This is a genomic window from Pseudomonas sp. WMBT8 (assembly GCF_050916005.1).
Taxonomy (GTDB): Bacteria; Pseudomonadota; Gammaproteobacteria; order Pseudomonadales; family Pseudomonadaceae; genus Aquipseudomonas.
The window spans coordinates 1293385-1312440 of sequence record NZ_CP188096.1; the positions used below are offsets into that span (position 1 = coordinate 1293385).

Below are 19056 nucleotides of genomic sequence, written 5' to 3' on the forward strand. Positions count from 1 at the left end.
ATTTGTTGCCGGCGATGGATCTACAGCGCGCCGAACACTTTCTTCGCCAGGCTGGTCGCGGCGGCTGCCGGGTTCTGGCGGATGCTTTCTTCCTGTTGGGCAATCATCTTGAACAGGCCGTCCAGCGCTTGTTCAGTCACGTAGTTTTCGACGCTGTCACTCTTGCCACCCAGCAAGCCCATGGGCGCTTTTTTGGCCAGCGCGTTGTACTGCTGGGCTACGCCGACCTTGTCCGTGGATTGCTTGACGATCGGCAGGAACTTGGCGCGGATCTGCTCGCGGCTGCTTTTGTCCAGATACTGGGTCGCCGAATCCTGGCCGCCGCTGAGGATGCCCTTGGCGTCGCTCACGCTCATGTTTTTCACGGCGTTCACCAGAATCGGCTGGGCCTGGGTCACGGCGGATTCGGCAGCCTTGTTCATGCTGGCTTCAAGCTGGGTGATCTGATCGCCCATGCCGAGCATTTTCAGGGCGCCGGCGGCTTTTTCAAGCTTGCCCGGCAAACCGATCTTGACCTCGGGGTTGTTGCTGAAACCACCGGGAGCCCCCAGTTGCTTGACGGCAACCTGTGCGCCTTGGGTCAGGGCGTCCTTCAGGCCACCCGTGGCGTCGCCCTGGGACAGGTCACCGAGGGACAGGGCCATGGCGTTGGCGCCGAGCAGCAGGCCGGCGCACAGGGCGCTGAGGCGAAGAGAGTTACGGAGCATGGGCGCTTCCTTTTAATCGACTGGATCAGTGGGCAACGGCATCAACGCGCAGGCGAAGCGGCTGGGGATCCTGGCCGTTCAACTGCACCGAATGACGCTCGGTGGTAATAAACATTAGCTTGCCATCCAGCTCGATGCGAGCGCTGACCGAATAGCTGTGGCCAGGCTTGACCTGGGCCGGGTCGTAGCTCAGGTGGAAGGGCAGCGGCACCTGGCCGTTGACCGGGCCTTTTTGCTCGGCCAGGGTCACGGCGGGCGCATCGGCCAGGGACACGTCCAGAAGGCTGACGCTCAAGGTGGCGGCCGGTGGCAGGGCGATGCGCTGCAGGTAGAACACTTCGCCATCAAGGCTGGCTTTGGGCGCAGGATTCATCGAGTGGCAGGCTCCCAGCAGGGCGGTCAGGCCCAGGAGAATGATCTTTTTCATGGTACAGCTCCTTGTCGACGGCGCCAGAAACACCCTGGCGCCCTGGTAAATCTAGCGGGTTTCGTCCGGCTCGACGTCTGGCGCGGGCGCTTCGTCGTTGCGGTGCAGCGCCACCTGGCGGATCGACAGGCGAATCTCTGCGGGCAACACCCGTTTGGCGGCGCCTTCGGCCAATTCGCCGAGCAGGTCGTGGTAGCTCAACTTGCCGGCTTCATCGCGGCGCAGCACATCTTGCTCGAGCAACGTCTGAATAAAATGTCGGAAAAGGCTCTTGTCGAAGAACTCCGGGGCATTCAGGCCATGCAGGATCGACAGGCGCTGGGCCATGACCGTGCACAGGTCTTCCAGCTCTTCGGCGCTGATGCTGTTCTGGCCGCTGTTAAGCAGCAGGGAAATGGCCATGTAGAAGCGTTGCAGGGTCTGGGCAATGCTCTTGGACAGCAGGGTCAGCAGCACAAAGTTGCGCGAGCTGGGCGCCGGGCGTAGGTAGATGTTGTTTTCAAAGCGCAGCAGGCCTTGTTCTACCAAGGCTTCGAGCCACTGGTCGACCACCGCGTCGAGCTCGTCCAGGGACCAGCGGATAAACAACTCCGATTGCAGGTACGGATACAGCGCGCGGGTATAGCGCAGGATCTGTTCGCGGCTCATGCGCGAACTGCTCTGGAAGAAGCTGGCCAACAACGCCGGCAGGGCGAAGATATGCAGCACGTTGTTGCGGTAATAGGTCATCAGGACCGCGTTTTGCTCGTCCAGATAGAGGATCTTGCCCAGGGCATCACTCTGTTCGGACAGCAGGTGCATGTCCTTGACGTGCTTGATCAAGGCCTGGCCGTCACCCTCGGGCAACGTGGTATGGGGCGAGTAGGGCACCCGGCGCAGCAGCGCCAGGTACAGGTCCAGCACCCGGGCCATGGCCTGGTCGTCCAGGGCCAGGCGGCTGGTGGACAGTAGCGCCAACGCCACCAGGTTCACCGGGTTGATCGCGGCGGCCTCGTTGAGGTGCTGGGCCACGCGCTCGCCGAGGCGGTTGGTGGTCTCGTTGAGCCAGGCGGGCTTGTAGTTGGGCGCCAGCTCCTGGGTACGCCAGTCCGGTTGCTCGTGGTCGAGGAACTCCGCCAGCTTGATCGGCTCGCCGAAGTTGACCGCCACCTGGCCAAAGCGCTGCTTGAGCGCGCCAATGACCTTGAAGATATCGAAGATCGACTCTTTCTTTTTCGTCGCCCCGCGCAATTCGCCCAGGTAGGTGCGACCTTCCAGCACCCGCTCGTAGCCGATATACACCGGCACAAACACGATTGGCATGCGCGAGGAGCGCAGGAAACTGCGCAGGGTAATCGCCAGCATCCCGGTCTTGGGCTGCAACATGCGCCCGGTCCGTGAGCGGCCGCCCTCGACGAAGTACTCCACCGGGAAGCCTTTGGTAAACAGGGTGTGCAGGTATTCGTTGAACACCGAGGTGTACAGCGGGTTGCCCTTGAACGTGCGACGCATGAAAAACGCCCCGCCCCGGCGCAGCAGGCTGCCGATCACCGGCATATTGAGGTTGATCCCGGCGGCGATGTGCGGCGGGGTCAGGCCGTTCTTGAATAGGAGGTAGGACAGCAGCAGGTAGTCGATGTGGCTGCGGTGGCAAGGCACGTAGATCACTTCGTAGCCCTGGGCGACCTTTTGCACACCTTCGATGTTGTTGACCTTGATCCCGTCGTAGATTTTGTTCCAGAACCAGCTCAGCACCACTTCGAGGAAGCGGATGGCGGTGTAGGTGTAGTCCGAGGCGATCTCATTGCCATAGCGCAGGGCCTGGGCCTTGGCTTTTTCCGGGGTAATTTTTTCCCGCTCGGCCTCGTCGAGGATTGCCTGGCGCACCAGTGGCATGTTCACCAGGCCCTTGACCAGGTTGCGCCGGTGGGACAGGTCGGGGCCGATCACCGCGGTCTTCAGGTTGCGAAAGTGCACCCGCAGGATCCGTTGGGCCATGCGCACCGTACGTTCGTGACCTTTATTGTGCTCGATCAATTCACGCAGGTTGATTGGCGCAGAGAATTGCACCCGGGTCTTGCGCCCCAGGATCAGGATGCTCAACAGCCTGCGCAGGCGCCCGGTGACTGCCCAACTGTCGGCGAACAGCAGTTTCCACGGGCTCGACTCGCTGGCCGGCGATTGGCCCCAGAACACGCTGACCGGGATGATCTGCGCGTTTTCTTCGGCGTGCTCGGTCAGGGTGTTGACCAGGCGCGTCAGGGTCGGCGGCGCGCCGCGCTTGTCCTGGCGGCCGAGCCAGTCCGGGTCGGGGGTCAGGTAGAAGAACGCCGCCGGCTCCATCAACGGGCCAACGGCCACTGGCAGCACCGGGCGCGGCAGGCCGGCCTTGGTGCACTCGGCATCCACCACGGCCAGTTCGGTCAGGGAGGGTGATTGCAGAACGTAGAACACCGGCCGGCTGCGGTCCAGGTTAAGGGTGAGGGACGACTGGTTGATCGTCTCCGAGCGAACCCAGAGGTACAACAGTCGGCGCAAGGTGCCAAATACCAGACGGCGGAACGGGGAGCGGGTCATAGGCGTGCTGCTTTGAGTGGAAAAAACCGAGCAGGCGCTCGGGCGGGTAGTGTGCCGTATTCGCCGAAAATCGGCAAAAAAGCAGCGAAGTAAAGTTGAGTTGATCGTTTTTGAGCCTGTCTTATACTCGGCAGTTCAATGCGACTGACTCAACAATAAAAACCAGTGGGAGCAAACAGATGACAACGCGCGAAACCGGCAATGTGAAGTGGTTCAACGACGCCAAGGGCTATGGCTTTATCCAGCGGGAAGACGGCAAGGATGTGTTTGTGCACTACCGCGCCATCCGTGGTGAAGGCCACCGCTCCCTGGCCGAGGGCCAGCAGGTGGAATACGCCGTGGTGACCGGCGAGAAGGGCTTGCAGGCGGAGGATGTGGTCGGTCTTTAAGGCAGATTTCTGCAACGCCGCTGAACCCATGTGGGAGCTGGCTTGTGTAGGAGCTGGCTTGCCTGCGATACAGGCACCTCGGTCTCTCTGTCAGACCACGGTGATGCTATCGCAGGCAAGCCAGCTCCCACACAAGCCAGCTCCCACACAAACCAGCCCCCACACTGACCAGGTTGGGTCAGGCAGTTTTCCAGGTGATCTGTTCTTCACCATCGGTGCTGATCCGAATCCAGGTGTCGGCGCTTTCTTCGCCCTCTTCCTCGACCCACGTTCCCGGCGCGCAGCGCACTTCAACGTTCAGCGCGGCAAACGCCGCACGGGCGCAGGCGATGTCGTCTTCCCACGGGGTCTGGTCGCTTTCCAGGTACAGGCTGTTCCACTTGCCCACGGCCTTGGGCAGCCAGGTCACTGGCACATTGCCGGCCTTGCACTTGTAGGTCTGGCCCTTTTGTACCCAGTCGGTACACGGACCCAGGGCGGCGCCCAGCCAGGCGGCGATGGCCTTGTGGTCGACGTCGGCGTCCTTGAGGTAAATCTCGATATCGGGTTGGCGCATGGATGTTCCTCGTTGCGGGATTCGAAAATCCATTCGCGGATTCAGGGTGGGCGCGAACGCCCGGAAAAGTCGGTTATTGAAGCACGAAATAGTCGTAGCGCATCGAAACGGTGACCCGCAGCGGTTCGGCCTGCTCGATCACCTGGGCGCGGCGCTCGGCGCTGGCGCGCCAGCCGTGGGGTGTCATCGCCAGCAGATTGGCGCGGTCCTTGGGGTCGGCCAGGCTGAGCTTGAACTCCAGCACTTCGCTGTGTTGCAGGCTCATGCCGTCCGGTACCAGTGCCAGGTGCTTATCGTCGGTGTACTCGCGCACTTCGTCGTACAGGCGTTCGCGCAGCTCCATCAGGTGGCCGTTGGTCGGGCCAACCTTCATCAGGCCGCCGCCAGGGCTGAGCAGGCGCTTGGCTTCCTGCCAGTCCAGCGGGCTGAACACGCTGGCGAGGAACTGGCAACTGCCGTCGGCCAACGGCACCCGGGCCATGCTGGCGATCAGCCAGGTCAGCGTCGGGTTGCGCTTGCACGCACGCTTGACTGCTTCCTTGGAAATATCCAGGGCATAGCCATCAGCGCGCAGCAGGGCATCGGCGATTTGTGCGGTGTAATAGCCTTCGCCGCAGCCAATATCCAGCCAGCGCTGGGGTTTGCGTTCCGCCGCCAGTGCCGCCAGGCGCTTGGCCACTGGCGCGTAGTGCCCGGCGTTGAGGAAGTCGCGGCGCGCTTGCACCATGGCCAGGTTATCGCCCGGATCGCGGCTGTTCTTGTGCTGCACCGGCAACAGGTTCAGGTAACCCTGGCGGGCCCGGTCGAACCGGTGCCCGGCCGGGCATACCACGCCATGGTCCACCTCATTGAGGGGGGCGCTGCAAATGGGGCAGGCGAGCATCAGGCGAGCAACTTGATCAGGGTCTGGTAGTAGATTTCGGTCAACACATCGAGGTCGCTGGCCAGGATACGCTCGTTGACCTGATGGATCGTCGCGTTGACCGGGCCCAGTTCCACCACTTGGGTGCCGAGGGTCGCGATAAAGCGCCCGTCGGACGTGCCGCCGCTGGTGGAGGCCTGGGTCTCGCGGCCGGTGATGGCCTTGATGCTGGCAGACACCGCATCGAGCAGCGCGCCCGGCTCGGTGAGGAACGGCAGGCCCGACAACGCCCACTCCACATGCCAGTCCAGGCCATGCTTGTCGAGAATCGCCGCGACCCGCTGCTGCAGGCCTTCGACGGTGGACTCGGTGGAGAAGCGGAAGTTGAACACCGCCGTCAGGTCACCGGGGATCACATTGGTGGCGCCGGTGCCGGAATTGAGGTTGGAAATCTGGAAACTGGTCGGCGGGAAGAAGGTGTTGCCATCATCCCAATGCTCGGCGGCCAATTCGGCCAGGGCCGGGGCGGCGAGGTGGATCGGGTTTTTCGCCAGGTGCGGGTAGGCCACGTGGCCCTGCACACCGCGCACGGTCAGGGTCGCGCCGAGGGAGCCACGACGACCATTCTTCACCACGTCGCCCACCAGGGCGGTGCTCGACGGTTCGCCGACGATGCACCAGTCCAGGCGCTCCTTGCGTGCCGCCAGGCGCTCGATCACGGCCTTGGTGCCGTGGTGCGCCGGGCCTTCTTCGTCGCTGGTGATCAGGAAGGCGACCGAACCCTTGTGGTCCGGATAGTCCTTCACAAAGCGCTCGGAGGCCACCAGCATCGCGGCCAGGCTGCCTTTCATGTCGGCCGCGCCACGCCCGCACAGCATGCCGTGTTCGTCGATCAATGCGTCGAACGGGTCATTCTGCCAGGCCTGCACCGGGCCGGTCGGGACCACGTCGGTATGGCCGGCGAAGCACAGTACCGGGCCTGCATGCTTGCCGTGGGTGGCCCAGAAGTTATCCACATCTTCGATGCGCATCGGCTCAAGCGCAAAGCCGGCGTCGCCCAGGCGCTGCATCATCAGCTTCTGGCAGTCGGCGTCGATCGGCGTCACCGACGGGCGGCGGATCAAGTCGATAGCGAGTTGGAGGGTCGGCGAAAGGTCGGCGTGGGCCGTCATGGGGGAGCTCCGAAAGCGTGTTATGGGCGCAGGACGAATTTGAACAGCGGCGCAAATCCAATGTGGGAGCGGGCTTGCTCGCGATAGCGGTCTGTCAGTTACAAGTGCACTGGCTGGTTCACCGCTATCGCGAGCAAGCCCGCTCCCACATAGAGCATGGCCTGAGCCAGCTCTGCAAAAGGGCCGTTATCTTATAGCAAAACGGCGACCAGAGGCCGCCGTTTAGTGCATTGCGCAAGTTTTTACGCAGCGGTTGCAGGCTCCGCCACCGCTGCCGGTTTCGGCAGTGACGACAGGAACGCCATGATCAGCGCCGCCACATACGGCAGCGATTGCACCAGCAACATCACCACCCAGAAGCGCATGTCGTTGCTCGGCAGGCCCTGCACCAGGTAGATCCCCAGCGCCGCGCCCCACAGCAGCAACATGATGAACATCTCTTCCCGCGCTTCGGAAATTGCTACCCAGAAGCCGTGGTTATCCGCGTTTTTCGGTGTACGAAAGAACGGAATACTGGTGGTGAAGAAACCATACAGCACCGCTTTGGCGATGGTGTGGGACAACGCCAGCCCAGCCAGGGCCGCGCAGAACGCATCCTTGAGGTTTACGCCAACGGCGCGGCGGTAGAGGAAGATGATCTTGCCGACCTTGAACACAAACAGCGCCAACGGCGGGATTGCGAAGATCAGCAGCGGCGGGTCGACCCGGGTCGGCACAATGATCATCGCCGCCGACCACAACAGGGCGCCGACGGTGAAGAAGATGTTCATGCCATCTGCCACCCACGGCAACCAGCCCGCGAGGAAGTGGTAGCGCTGGCCACGGGTCAGTTCGGTGTCCTTGCCGCGCAACAGGCTGGCGGTGTGGCGCTTGATGATCTGGATTGCGCCATAGGCCCAACGGAACCGCTGTTTCTTGAAGTCGATAAAGGTATCGGGCATCAGGCCCTTGCCGTAGCTGGTGTGGTAGTACGCAGCCGACAGACCTTTCTCGAATACCCGTAGGCCCAGTTCGGCGTCCTCACAGATGCACCAGTCGGCCCAGCCCAGCTCTTCGAGTACCGAACGACGGGTCATGGTCATGGTGCCATGCTGGATGATCGCGTCGCGGTCGTTGCGGGTGACCATGCCAATATGGAAGAAGCCTTTGTATTCGGCGTAGCAGAGCTTCTTGAAGGTGCTTTCGTTCTGGTCGCGGTAATCCTGGGGCGACTGCACCACGGCGATTTTCGGATCGGCGAAGTGCGGCACCATGTGCTTGAGCCAGTTGGGCGACACGCAGTAGTCCGAATCGATCACCGCGATCACTTCGGCATCCTTGGCGGTATGCGGGATCAGGTAGTTCAGCGCGCCGCCCTTGAAACCGGCCAGGGGCGCGACGTGGAAGAACTTGAAGCGCGGGCCCAGCGTCTCACAGTAGTCGCGCACCGGTTCCCACACGGCCGGGTCCTTGGTGTTGTTGTCGATGATCAGGACTTCGTAGTCTGGGTAATCGAGGGCGGCCAGGGCGTCGAGGGTCTGTTTGACCATCTCCGGTGGCTCGTTGTAGCACGGCACATGGATAGACACTTTCGGGCGGTAGTCCGAATCGCCTTCAACCGGTAGGAATTCGCGCCGGCGCTTGTGAGTCCAGACCGCTTCCGCCAGCTCATGGGCCTCGGTCAGCAGCACGATAAACACCCCGAGCGCACCGAGTGCCAGCAGGAAACCCACCGTCAGGCTGAACCAGGTGCTGTATTGCTGACTGTAGTCGTAGCCGATCCATACCAGCACCGACCCGCACAGGAACGCGATAAAGGTCAGGAAGGTGCGGCCACGCTGGCGCAGGGCCGAGCCGTCGATCATCAGCAGGGTCAGCGACAGCAGCGCCAGCACCACCGAGCCGATGGCCAGTACTCGCCACTGCGGGATCGCCACTACCGGGCCTTCAAAGTTGAATTTCTGCTGGCGCGCGGCGTTGAACACACCCCAGTAGGCGCCGACCGAGCCTTCGTCACTGGCTTTCCAGGGTTGGTCGAAGGCTTCGATCACGAAGTAGTTGTAGCCCTGGCGGTTCAGCTTGTTCACCAGGGTACGCAGGTAAATGGCCTGGTCGGCCGGGGAGGCGTCCGCGCCACCGCGCATGCGACCGTTGCTCGGCCAGCCCACTTCCGACAGCAGCAGTGGTTTTTTCGGGAAGGTCTTCTTCAGATCCTTGGCCCGGTCGAGGACGAATTGCCCGGCCTGGGCCATCGGCACATGTTCCCAGTATGGCAGGACGTGCGCGGCGATCAGGTCGACATGCTTGCCCAACTGCGGGTTGTGCTCCCAGATGTGCCACTGCTCGGAGGTGGTCACCGGCACTTTGACGGCAGCGCGCACCCGGTCCAGCAGGACAATCAGCTCCTCAGGGGTGATTTCCTTGCGAAAGATCGCCTCGTTGCCGACCACCACGCGCACTACGCTGCGCGAGGTGTTGGCGATCTCGATGGCCCGCTGGATTTCGCGCTCGTTGCGCTCCAGGTCCGGGCTGATCCAGATCCCCAGGGTCACGCGCAGGCCGAACTCTTCCGCCAGCTTGGGAATATCCCCCAGGGTGCCGTCGACCGAATAGGTACGGATGTTGTCCGTCAGCTTGCTCATGATCGCCAGGTCCTGACGCATCTGCTCATCGCTCGGATACTGGTCTTTCTGCGGGTACTGGCCCTGCTGGAACGGCGAGTAGGAAAAGCCGGAAATCTGCTGGGGCCAGTTGGGAGTAGTGACCGGGCGGTTGATCAGCGCCCAGAAACCAGTGAACAGCGCGGCAATTGCCAGCACCACCACCAGGTTGAGTCCAAATTTACGCGATGACATAGCTGTTTCGGGTTCCAAAGGGTGTGGAACGAATGGAGGTGTCGAACGGCGCGCATCCTACACCGGCCCTTCCCTGAGCGTACAGCAAGCCAGGAAAAACCGGGCATTGGGCAGCGAAAGCGCTGGTAAGTTCTTTACTTATAGCTTGTAGCTTAGAACTTATCGCTGCGTAGCCCTATAATGCGCGCCGGTTTTTGGGGTAATGGTCATGAGCACAGAAGATCCACGGTTTGCCGGTGTCGCCCGCCTATATGGCATTGAAGGTCTGGAACGCTTGAAAGCGGCCCATGTGGCCATCGTCGGCGTGGGCGGTGTTGGCTCGTGGGCGGCAGAAGCCATGGCCCGTTGCGGGGTGGGCGAGATTTCGCTGTTTGACCTGGACGACGTGTGCGTCAGCAACAGCAATCGCCAGTTGCACGCCCTGGACAGCACCGTGGGCAAGCCCAAGGTCGAGGTGATGGCTGAGCGCCTGCGCGCGATCAACCCCGATTGCACCGTGCACGCGGTGGCGGATTTCGTGACCCGCGACACCATGGCCGAGTACATCACGCCGACTATCGACTGCGTGATCGACTGCATCGACGCGGTCAACGCCAAGGCAGCGCTGATCGCCTGGTGCAAGCGCCGCAAGATCCAGATCATCACCACCGGTGGCGCTGGCGGGCAGATTGACCCGACGCTGATCCAGGTGTGCGACCTGAACCGCACGTTCAACGATCCACTGGCCTCGAAAGTGCGCTCCACCTTGCGCCGCGACTACGGCTTCTCGCGCACCGTGACCCGTCACTACAGCGTGCCCTGCGTGTTTTCCACCGAACAGCTGCGTTATCCCAAGCCCGACGGCAGCATCTGTTTGCAGAAGAGTTTTGTGGGCGATGGCGTGAAGCTGGACTGCGCGGGTGGGTTTGGCGCAGTGATGATGGTGACGGCGACCTTTGGCATGGTGGCGGCGACCAAGGCGGTGGACAAGATCGTGGCCGGAGTGCGCAGGCCTTCGGAGCGGGTCAAGCCTGCATAAATATCACTGCCCTGCATCAATCAAAAATGTGGGAGCGGGCTTGCTCGCGATAGCGGCAGATCAGTCGGTACATCGATTGGCTGACCCACCGCAATCGCGAGCAAGCCCGCTCCCACAGTTAGTTTTGCGTATGGCTCAAGTCGCGCATGCGCTGCAAAACTGCATTCAGGCCATTGCTGCGCGACGGCGACAGCTGGCGGGAGAGCCCCAGTTGGTTGAACCAGTCAGGCAAGTCGACTGCCTGTAACTCGGCCGCCGAGAGCCCATTGACTCGCGCCAGCAACAAGGCCACCAGCCCACGAATCATGCGCGCATCGCTGCTGGCGGCAAACTGCCAATGGCCGTCCTGCAGTCGCCCTACCAGCCACACCAGGCTTTCACAGCCCTGCACCAGGTTGGCGTCGACCTTGCCTTCATCCGCCAACGCCGGCAGCCGCTCGCCCCATTGCATCAGCAGGCGGGCGCGTTGCTCCCAACTGCCGACCGCCTGAAAGGCCAGCAGTGCGGCCTGCGCATCCACTGGCAGGCTCATCGCAGCATGTCCAGTGCCTGGTCCAGCGCTTCAAAAAAGCGCTCCAGGTCATCGGAGTCGTTGTACAGCGCCAAAGAAACCCGGATCGCCCCAGATAAATGCAGGCTCTTGAGCAGGGGCATTGCACAGTGATGGCCGGCGCGGACCGCGATGCCCTGCTCGGTCAGCAGGTGGGCGAGGTCGGCGTTGTGTACGCCGTCCACCACAAAGCTGGCCAGGGCCACCTGCGGCGCGCCCAGCAGGCGCACGCCATTGCGCGCCTGCAAGCCGCGCAACAGGTAGTCATGCAGCGCCGCTTCGTGGGCGAGCACCGCCTGTTGATCCAGGGAGTTGAGGTAATCCAGGGTCGCCCCCAGGCCAATCACCCCGGCAATCGGCGGCGTGCCCGCTTCGAAACCCAGGGGCGCGGGGCGGAAGCTGGCGCTGTGGTAGTCGGCCTGTTGCACCATCTCGCCGCCAAACTGCCAGTGGCGCAGCCGATGCAGGGCTTCGGTGCGGCCATAAAGCACGCCGACGCCGTCCGGGCCGTAGAGCTTGTGGCTGGAAAACACATAGAAGTCACAGCCCAGGGCCTGCACGTCATGGCGCCCGTGGACGATACCCTGGGCGCCGTCCACCACGGTCAAGGCGTCGTGGGCCTGGGCCAGTGCCAGCAACTTTGCGAGGGGCTGCCAGGCGCCCAGCACGTTGGACAGCTGGCTCACCGCCAGTAGCCGGGTGCGAGGCCCGATCAGCGCGGCGGCGGCTTGCAGGTCGATCAAGCCCTCGTCGTCGAGGGGCAGCACCACCAGCGTGAGCCCACGGCGTTTGGCCAACTGCTGCCAGGGCAACAGGTTGGCGTGATGTTCCAGGGCGCTGATGACAATTTCATCGCCCGGATTGAAGAGGTGCTCAAGGCCATAGGCCAGGAGGTTCAGCGCAGACGTCGCGCCGTGGGTAAAGATGATCTGCCCGCTGTCACCTGCGTTGAGCCATTGCGCCACTTTGCTGCGACTGTCCTCGAACGCCTGGGTCGCATGGGCGCCCGGCAAATGCTGGGCTCGGTGCACATTGGCTGCGCCATTGGCGTAGTAATGGCTAAGGGCGTCCAACAGGGCTTGAGGTTTTTGCGTGGTGGCGGCGTTGTCCAGGTAGGTCTGGTCTTGCCGTTGCAAGGTAGCGATGGCCGGGAAATCGGCGCGCCAGGGCGAGGGCACAAGCATGGGATTGAAGACTCATATGAACCGGCCGTGCTGCAAGGCACGGCCGGCTCCGGTGGCATCGAGTCGCTGCTTAGTTGTGAGCGTGCAGCGCTGCGTTCAGTTCGATGGCCGACTTGTGGGTTTTGCACTCCACGGCACCGGTCTCGGAGTTACGGCGGAACAGCAGGTCCGGCTGGCCAGCCAATTCACGGGCCTTGACCACCTTGACCAGTTGGTTCTGCTCATCGAGCAGCGCCACTTTAGTGCCAGCAGTCACGTACAGGCCTGATTCCACGGTGTTGCGGTCGCCCAATGGGATACCGATACCGGCGTTGGCGCCGATCAGACAGCCCTCGCCGACCTTGATCACGATGTTGCCGCCGCCCGACAGGGTGCCCATGGTGGAGCAACCGCCGCCCAGGTCCGAACCCTTGCCGACGAATACGCCAGCCGATACACGGCCTTCGATCATGCCCGGGCCTTCGGTGCCTGCGTTGAAGTTGATGAAGCCTTCATGCATCACGGTGGTGCCTTCGCCCACATAGGCGCCCAGGCGCAGACGCGCGGCATCGGCGATCCGCACACCGGCCGGGACCACGTAGTCGGTCATTTTCGGGAACTTGTCCACCGAGAACACTTCCAGCAACTCGCCACGCAGGCGTGCTTCCAGCTGGCGTTCGGCCAGTTCGCCAATGTCGATCGCACCCTGGCTGGTCCAGGCTACGTTCGGCAATTGCGGGAACACACCGGCCAGGCTCAGGCCATGGGGCTTGACCAGGCGATGGGACAGCAGGTGCAACTTGAGGTAGGCCTCTGGCGTGGAGGTCAGTGCGGCGTCTTCAGCCAACAGCGTGGCGACCAGCGGCTTGTGGCTTTCGGCCAGGCGGGTCAGCAGGGCGGCCTGGGTGGCATCTACATTTTTCAGTGCGTCAGCCAGTTGCGAGGCTTGGGCAATGGTGAAGGTGATCGCCCGGTTGCCTTCGGTGTAGCCAAGGATCGGCGCGATGGCGGCGACGATTTCGGCCGAAGGGTTGAGCAATGGCTGCGCGTAAAACACTTCCAGCCAAGCACCTTGGCGGTTCTGGGTGCCGACGCCGAAGCCCAGGCTGAACAGGGAATTGGACATGCTGTTACCTCTACAAAAATGAAGTGGCTGGCCTACTTGAGGGCCGCCGAATAACTTTCTGGCTTGAAGCCAATCAGGGTTCTGTCACCGAGATCGAGCACTGGACGCTTGATCATCGAGGGTTGTGCGAGCATCAGTTCAATGGCTTTCGCTTGGTCGAGATCGGCTTTGCGTTCGTCTTCGAGTTTGCGAAAGGTCGTGCCTGCACGGTTCAAAACCACCTGCCAACCGTGCTCGTTGCACCATTGGGTCAAGTGTTCGCGGTCGATACCGGCCGTCTTGTAGTCATGAAACTCATAGCTGATGGCATTTTCATCGAGCCAGGTACGAGCCTTTTTCATGGTGTCGCAGGCTTTGATGCCGAAAATCTGTAACTGATTGTTTTTATTGGGCATATTTCATTCCTAAAAATCTCCCCAATAGGGTCGCAAAAATTCAGCCAAGGATTATGCCACGTAGAGCCACTGCGCGCAGGCTACCTGGTCCAAAGGTGGGCAGGTCATGCGTGGGCTGCTTGATCCTCTGGAACCAGGCGGATTTCCACGCGTTGGCCCAGGGCCCTGGCAGCGCTGGCCAAAGTGGCGAGGGTCATACCCGAGTCATTTTGATCAAGGGCACGGTCCACGGCGGTTCTGCTGGTGTGCATCCGCTCTGCCAGCGCTTTTTTGCTGACTCGTTGGTGCTTCATCGCCTGCGCGATCTGCCAGGCGATGACACGCTTGAGGGCCGCCGCGCAGACTTCCTCGCCGAGCCCTTGCTCGACGAGGAAATCATCGAAGTCAGAACCGATATGCTTGTTCATGTGTGGTACCTCATAACCTTGCCTTACGCTGCTTGGCGGTTGCCATGTCGTACGCCGGTGTCTTTTGGCTTTTCTTGATGAAACCGTGGAGTAGCACCATGTTGCTGCCGATCACCGTGAAGATAATGCGGGCGATGGTGCCCTCCAGTTCAACCCTGACCTCCCATAGCCCTGAATCGAGCTTTCGCACTACGGGCATGCCGATTGGCCATCCCAGTTGCACGGTTTTTATTTCTATCCCAATGATTCGCCGGTGTTCACGGGGCAGATCTATCAGCCATTCACGTACCGGCTCGTTACCTGCGTCAGTGCGAAAAAAGCTCACATGTAAAGTGAGTGAGTTTTTACTCATGTGCTGGAGTGTACCTAAAATGGTGCATTTTTCAATGTGTCGCTCTGCGGTCCGCTATCCATTGGTCTAGGCCCTGGCTGCGACTTATGTGCAACGGTCATCCAGCAGCATAGGCAGCTAATATGGCACTTCAAAGGCGCGTTGTTGCCTCAAGTGTGTCATTGCAAGTCGATTGTCCAGGAACCCCGCTTTATGCAAACCGCCTACACCGTTCTTATCCTGCTGATGCTGGTCAGCGTTTCGCGTCTGGTCGGGCGTGTTATCCCATTGCCGTTGCCCTTGGTGCAGATTGCCGCTGGTGCCTTGCTGGCGTGGCCAACCCTGGGACTGCACGTGGCACTGGACCCGGAGTTGTTTCTTTTCCTGTTCCTGCCGCCGCTGCTGTTCTCCGACGGCTGGCGCATGCCCAAGCGTGAATTGTGGCGCCTGCGCGGGCCGATCCTGACGTTGGCGGTGGGGCTGGTGCTGTTTACCGTGGTGGGCGCCGGTTACTTTATCCATTGGTTGCTGCCGAGTATTCCGCTGCCGGTGGCCTTCGCCCTGGCGGCCGTTTTATCGCCGACAGACGCGGTGGCGGTGTCGGCAATTTCCCAGAACCGCCTGCCCACGCCCTTGATGCATATGCTCCAGGGCGAAGCCCTGATGAACGATGCGTCGGGCCTGGTGACCTTCAAGTTCGCCCTGGTGGCGGCGTTGACCGGAGTGTTTTCCCTGGCCGATGCCAGCCTTACGTTTGTGCTGGTGGCGCTCGGTGGCCTGGCCATCGGTGTGGCCCTGAGCTGGCTGGTGGGGCGCTTGCGGGCCTGGATGATTGCCCGGGGTTGGGATGACCCGGCGACCCACGTGGTGTTTATGTTGCTGCTGCCGTTTGCCGCCTATGTGCTGGCTGAGCGCCTGGGGGCGTCGGGGATTTTGTCGGCGGTGGCGGCGGGCATGATGCAGAGCTGGCTCGACCTGCTGCCACGCCAGACCAGTACGCGCTTGCTCAATCGCAGTGTCTGGTCACTGCTGGAGTTTGCCTTCAACGGGCTGATCTTCCTGCTGCTGGGCCTGCAATTGCCCGACATCATCAAGGCGGTGACCAGCCACGAAAGCATGCTGTGGCCGACCTTGTTCTATCGCTGCCTGGACGTGATCGCGATCTTCCTGGTGCTGCTGGTGCTGCGGTTTATCTGGGTGCAGAGCATCTGGCGCCTGTCCGGCCTTCTACGCCGCCTGCGCGGCAAAAGCGAGCTGACGCTGGTGCCAACGGCCCGATCCTGCTGGCTATTGACCGTCGGCGGGGTGCGCGGGGCGGTGACCCTGGCCGGTGTGATGTCGGTGCCGTTGCTGTTCGCCCCCGGCCAGGCATTTCCAGAGCGCGACCTGCTGATTTTCATTGCCGCCGGGGTCATCCTGTTGTCGTTGGTGGCCGCCTGTATTGCCTTGCCCCTGTTGCTGCGGGGCATCGAGAAGAGTCCGGATGACAAGCGCCGCGGCGAGGTGCGCGATGCCTGGAGGAAAACCGCCGAGGCCGCGATTCATGCCCTTGAGGTGGAGGAGGCGGCAGAGGCGCCCCTGGACGCGGCCCAGGCTGCGCTGGCAGCGGAGCTCAAGGCGCGGATCATGTCGGAATATCGCCATCAACTGGAGGTGTTCAATGACTCGGCCGAAGCCCAGGCGCTGGCGCTGCAGATGGATCAACTGGAGCGCAAGCTGCGGCTCAAGGCCCTGCGCGCGCAACGCCTGGAATTGTATAGCCTGAGCCGTCACCACCAGATTGGTGATGACGTGCTGCGCGAAGTGCTGGCGGACCTGGATATGAGCGAAGCCAACCTGGGCACGCAGAAGTAGGCCTGTGCGGTGCCGTCAGCTCATCCCGGGGATATTCGGCCGGTATAGCCTCCTGATGGCCTCCTGGTCACCCGGCGACAGAAAGAAGTTTTCCGAGGTGCCATGCCCCTTGCGGCTCAAGTGTGCGGGAAAGGGGTAGTGCATCACAGACTGTGGATCGTAGGCTGTGCTCTGCACGTCGGGACCTGTGAGTGGGTCGAGTATTTGTTCCTGGACCAGTTCTGCGGGGAAACGCTCACTGACGAAATAGTCACGCACCGCCTGCTCGTCCCAATCCAAGGTGCTTTGCGGGTGCTGGTGTTCATGCAGTAAGCCCAGGGCATGGCCGAATTCGTGCAAGGCATGAGTGCGTAACTGCTTGGAGTTATCGGTTCGGTCCAGGTGCAGGGTGGGCTGGTCTTCATCGACCAGCAAGGCGTCGGTACCGATGACCGACCAACTGCCGGTAAAACCCTCGTCGTCGGAGACACGAATATCGCCGCGTTTGCCCTCGACGATTTCAAACTGCAGGCCGGGCGTGTGATGGGCCCACTCCTTGAGTGCATCGATGACCAGGGCTTGGCTTTTCTTGTTTGCCAGGTCCAGGCTCACCGTGATAACGCCGGGCGACCAGCGTTTTGAGCTGTCTGCGACACCTCTTTTGTTGCGTGCTGTGCGGTCGGCCGGCGAGTTGTCGCTGGAGGGTGCGAATTGTTGGATAGGGACGTTGGGGAATAACGGGGTTACTTGGCTCATGGACTCTACTCATGGGGCGGTTGTCAGATAGTGATGAGATGAAAAGGGCTTCAAGCACCTACTCCGATTGCTCTTGCGCCGACGACGATTGCGGGGCGGCCAGGGCCCATTCGTAAGTTGAGAGCGAACCACGTTGGTCAGTGATGAGGAATGCCTGGCGCAAGGAACTGTTTTTGGGCGGGTAGAGGCTGTCTGCCAGATACTTTTCGCTGGATGAAAGTTCGTAGGGTTCGCTGTTGGTTATTCCGTCCGCCATATGTTTTGCGGGGAGATGGTCGTGCGTGACGGAGTTCTTATCGTAGGGCGTTAGTTTGATTGAGTTGCTGGCGCTTAACTTTGTAAAAAACTCATTTTTTCCAAAGTTATTAAGCTCGATAATAATAGGGGCGGGGTCGTACTTTAACGGGCTGTCGGGATGGGGTGTTGTTATTGAAGAATTGCTTGGGGCGGTATCGTTTGTGCTCAGGCTAGGAAGTGGGAAAGGGGTTGAACTTGGGTTTGCGATCATAGGCACTCCGGCGCCAACGTAAGAAAGGCGAAGGCTCTTTGTAAAGTTTGTTGCCTCTACAAAGTGGGAATTTAGCCGGAGTAGTTCCGCAGTAATTATTTCTGCGTATGAGTCGAGGTGGGCCTGGAGTGCAACTAATTACCAAAGGTGGGCGAATGTTGGCCGCCCCCGAGGTGGGAGCGGCCCCGTGTTTCAACGACGGCGCTGGATAAAGTCGCGAATTCGTTCGGCCGCCTCGACGCATTCGGCCAATGGCGCAACCAAGGCCAGACGCACCCGTCCAGCTCCTGGATTGAAACCCTCCACTTCCCGCGACAGGTACGAGCCCGGCACCACGGTCACATGTTCCTCCACGAACAGGTCGCGGCAGAACGCGGCATCATCGCCCTCAACGTTGGGCCACAGGTAGAAGCCCCCGTCCGGGTTCTGTACGTCCAGTACCGGTTTGAGGATCGCCAGCACGGCGTCGAATTTCTGCCGGTACAGGTCGCGATTGGCCTGTACATGGGCCTCGTCCTGCCACGCGGCGATGCTCGCCAGTTGGGTTTGCACCGGCATCGCGCAGCCGTGGTAGGTGCGGTACAGCAGGAAGGCCTTGAGGATCTCGGCATCCCCGGCCACAAACCCGGAACGCAGGCCCGGCAAGTTGGAACGCTTGGACAGGCTGTGGAACACCACGCAGCGCTTGAAGTCCTGGCGACCCAGTTCGACACAGGCGCTGAGCAGGCCCGGTGGCGGGGTTTGCTCGTCGAAGTACAGCTCGCTGTAGCACTCGTCGGCGGCGATCACGAAGTCGTATTGGTCGGCCAGGGCAATCAGTTTTTTCAGGGTGTCGACCGGGATCAGTGCGCCGGTCGGGTTGCCGGGGGAGCACAGGAACAGGATCTGGCAACGCTTCCAGATGTCAGGCGAGACCGCATCGAAATCCGGGTTGAAGCCGTTTTCATCCAGGCACGGCAAGTAATGCGGCTTGGCCCCGGCGAGGAACGCTGCGCCTTCGTAGATCTGGTAGAACGGGTTCGGGCTGACCACCAGGGCATCGTCGCCGCGGTTGACCACGGTCTGGGTGAAGGCGAACAGCGCTTCACGAGTGCCATTGACCGGCAGGATATTGCGCGCCGGGTCGAGCCAGCCCTTGGGCACGTTGAAACGCCGTTCGCACCACGTGCCAATCGCCTCGCGCAAGGCGGGGATGCCCAGGGTGGTGGGGTACACCGCCATCTGGTCAAGGTTGTTGGCCAGGGCCTGGGCGACGAAATCCGGGGATTTATGCTTGGGTTCGCCGATGGACAGGGCAATCGGGCGTTTGTCCGGGTTCGGCGTGACGCTGCCCAGCAAGGCTCGCAGTTTCTCGAACGGGTAGGGCTGCAGTTGGTTCAGGGCGTTGTTCATCGGGGCCTCTATCGTTGAGCGCGGCCCTGTGGGAGCTGGCTTGCCTGCGATGGCATCGCCTCGGTGTACCAGAT

19 protein-coding genes are annotated in these 19056 nt (G+C 61.6%); 3 read left to right on the top strand and 16 right to left on the bottom strand.

Annotated elements, in window-relative coordinates; translation table 11 throughout:
* Positions 1-20: 20 nt before the first annotated feature.
* The 3 genes from ACO77H_RS05630 to plsB are packed head-to-tail and all read right to left on the bottom strand — an operon-like array spanning position 21 to position 3690.
* Positions 21-707, bottom strand: coding sequence for a DUF4197 domain-containing protein (locus tag ACO77H_RS05630; protein WP_432755138.1), 687 nt, complete (start codon positions 705-707; stop codon positions 21-23).
* Between the two features lie 25 nt (positions 708-732).
* Positions 733-1134, bottom strand: coding sequence for a YbaY family lipoprotein (locus ACO77H_RS05635; protein WP_169955722.1), 402 nt, complete (start codon positions 1132-1134; stop codon positions 733-735).
* Positions 1135-1185: 51 nt separating this feature from the next.
* Positions 1186-3690 carry a glycerol-3-phosphate 1-O-acyltransferase PlsB gene (gene plsB / locus ACO77H_RS05640; protein ID WP_169955723.1) on the bottom strand — a complete coding sequence of 835 codons (2505 nt, stop codon included), beginning with the start codon at positions 3688-3690 and terminating at the stop codon, positions 1186-1188.
* A 179-nt stretch (positions 3691-3869) separates the two neighbouring features.
* On the opposite strand from plsB, the gene ACO77H_RS05645 reads away from it, so the two are divergent.
* Positions 3870-4079: a cold-shock protein gene (locus ACO77H_RS05645; RefSeq protein WP_003189131.1), complete on the top strand. Its 210-nt coding sequence runs from the start codon at positions 3870-3872 to the stop codon at positions 4077-4079.
* A gap of 178 nt (positions 4080-4257) precedes the next feature.
* Here ACO77H_RS05645 and ACO77H_RS05650 read toward each other — a convergent pair whose 3' ends face one another.
* From ACO77H_RS05650 to ACO77H_RS05665, 4 genes are all read right to left on the bottom strand, one after another.
* Positions 4258-4635, bottom strand: a complete 378-nt coding sequence (locus ACO77H_RS05650; RefSeq protein ID WP_029300131.1) for a hypothetical protein — start codon at positions 4633-4635, stop codon at positions 4258-4260.
* 73 nt (positions 4636-4708) lie between these two features.
* Positions 4709-5518, bottom strand: coding sequence for a putative RNA methyltransferase (locus ACO77H_RS05655; protein ID WP_432755139.1), 810 nt, complete (start codon positions 5516-5518; stop codon positions 4709-4711).
* Positions 5518-6669, bottom strand: a complete 1152-nt coding sequence (dapE, locus tag ACO77H_RS05660) for a succinyl-diaminopimelate desuccinylase (protein WP_432755140.1) — start codon at positions 6667-6669, stop codon at positions 5518-5520. The genes ACO77H_RS05655 and dapE overlap by 1 nt, the downstream gene beginning before the upstream one ends.
* Before the next feature lie 242 nt (positions 6670-6911).
* Positions 6912-9503: a glycosyltransferase gene (locus ACO77H_RS05665; RefSeq protein WP_169955726.1), complete on the bottom strand. Its 2592-nt coding sequence runs from the start codon at positions 9501-9503 to the stop codon at positions 6912-6914.
* A gap of 208 nt (positions 9504-9711) precedes the next feature.
* On the opposite strand from ACO77H_RS05665, the gene tcdA reads away from it, so the two are divergent.
* A complete protein-coding gene (gene tcdA / locus ACO77H_RS05670; protein WP_065938764.1) occupies positions 9712-10521 on the top strand; it encodes a tRNA cyclic N6-threonylcarbamoyladenosine(37) synthase TcdA in 810 nt (269 codons plus the stop codon).
* A 118-nt stretch (positions 10522-10639) separates the two neighbouring features.
* Here tcdA and ACO77H_RS05675 read toward each other — a convergent pair whose 3' ends face one another.
* From ACO77H_RS05675 to ACO77H_RS05700, 6 genes are all read right to left on the bottom strand, one after another.
* Complete coding sequence (locus tag ACO77H_RS05675; RefSeq protein WP_169955728.1) at positions 10640-11053, bottom strand: SufE family protein; 414 nt, start codon at positions 11051-11053, stop codon at positions 10640-10642.
* Positions 11050-12255: an aminotransferase class V-fold PLP-dependent enzyme gene (locus ACO77H_RS05680; RefSeq protein WP_169955729.1), complete on the bottom strand. Its 1206-nt coding sequence runs from the start codon at positions 12253-12255 to the stop codon at positions 11050-11052. Before ACO77H_RS05680 ends, ACO77H_RS05675 begins: the two co-directional genes overlap by 4 nt.
* A gap of 70 nt (positions 12256-12325) precedes the next feature.
* Positions 12326-13360, bottom strand: coding sequence for a 2,3,4,5-tetrahydropyridine-2,6-dicarboxylate N-succinyltransferase (gene dapD / locus ACO77H_RS05685; RefSeq protein ID WP_169955730.1), 1035 nt, complete (start codon positions 13358-13360; stop codon positions 12326-12328).
* A gap of 32 nt (positions 13361-13392) precedes the next feature.
* Positions 13393-13755: an ArsC family reductase gene (locus ACO77H_RS05690; protein WP_169955731.1), complete on the bottom strand. Its 363-nt coding sequence runs from the start codon at positions 13753-13755 to the stop codon at positions 13393-13395.
* 104 nt (positions 13756-13859) lie between these two features.
* Positions 13860-14162, bottom strand: a complete 303-nt coding sequence (locus ACO77H_RS05695) for an XRE family transcriptional regulator (RefSeq protein ID WP_432755141.1) — start codon at positions 14160-14162, stop codon at positions 13860-13862.
* A 10-nt stretch (positions 14163-14172) separates the two neighbouring features.
* On the bottom strand, positions 14173-14514 hold the full coding sequence (locus tag ACO77H_RS05700; RefSeq protein WP_169955732.1) for a type II toxin-antitoxin system RelE/ParE family toxin: 342 nt from the start codon (positions 14512-14514) through the stop codon (positions 14173-14175).
* A 192-nt stretch (positions 14515-14706) separates the two neighbouring features.
* Between ACO77H_RS05700 and ACO77H_RS05705 the strand changes: the two genes are divergently transcribed.
* Positions 14707-16347 carry a Na+/H+ antiporter gene (locus ACO77H_RS05705; RefSeq protein WP_170042929.1) on the top strand — a complete coding sequence of 547 codons (1641 nt, stop codon included), beginning with the start codon at positions 14707-14709 and terminating at the stop codon, positions 16345-16347.
* Positions 16348-16362: 15 nt separating this feature from the next.
* Here ACO77H_RS05705 and ACO77H_RS05710 read toward each other — a convergent pair whose 3' ends face one another.
* From ACO77H_RS05710 to dapC, 3 genes are all read right to left on the bottom strand, one after another.
* Positions 16363-17082 carry a matrixin family metalloprotease gene (locus ACO77H_RS05710; RefSeq protein ID WP_432755142.1) on the bottom strand — a complete coding sequence of 240 codons (720 nt, stop codon included), beginning with the start codon at positions 17080-17082 and terminating at the stop codon, positions 16363-16365.
* 58 nt (positions 17083-17140) lie between these two features.
* Positions 17141-17590, bottom strand: a complete 450-nt coding sequence (locus tag ACO77H_RS05715; RefSeq protein ID WP_432755143.1) for a hypothetical protein — start codon at positions 17588-17590, stop codon at positions 17141-17143.
* A 192-nt stretch (positions 17591-17782) separates the two neighbouring features.
* The gene (gene dapC / locus ACO77H_RS05720; RefSeq protein WP_170042926.1) at positions 17783-18982 is read right to left on the bottom strand and encodes a succinyldiaminopimelate transaminase; all 1200 of its coding nucleotides are present in this window, start codon (positions 18980-18982) and stop codon (positions 17783-17785) included.
* Between the last annotated feature and the right edge of the window lie 74 nt (positions 18983-19056).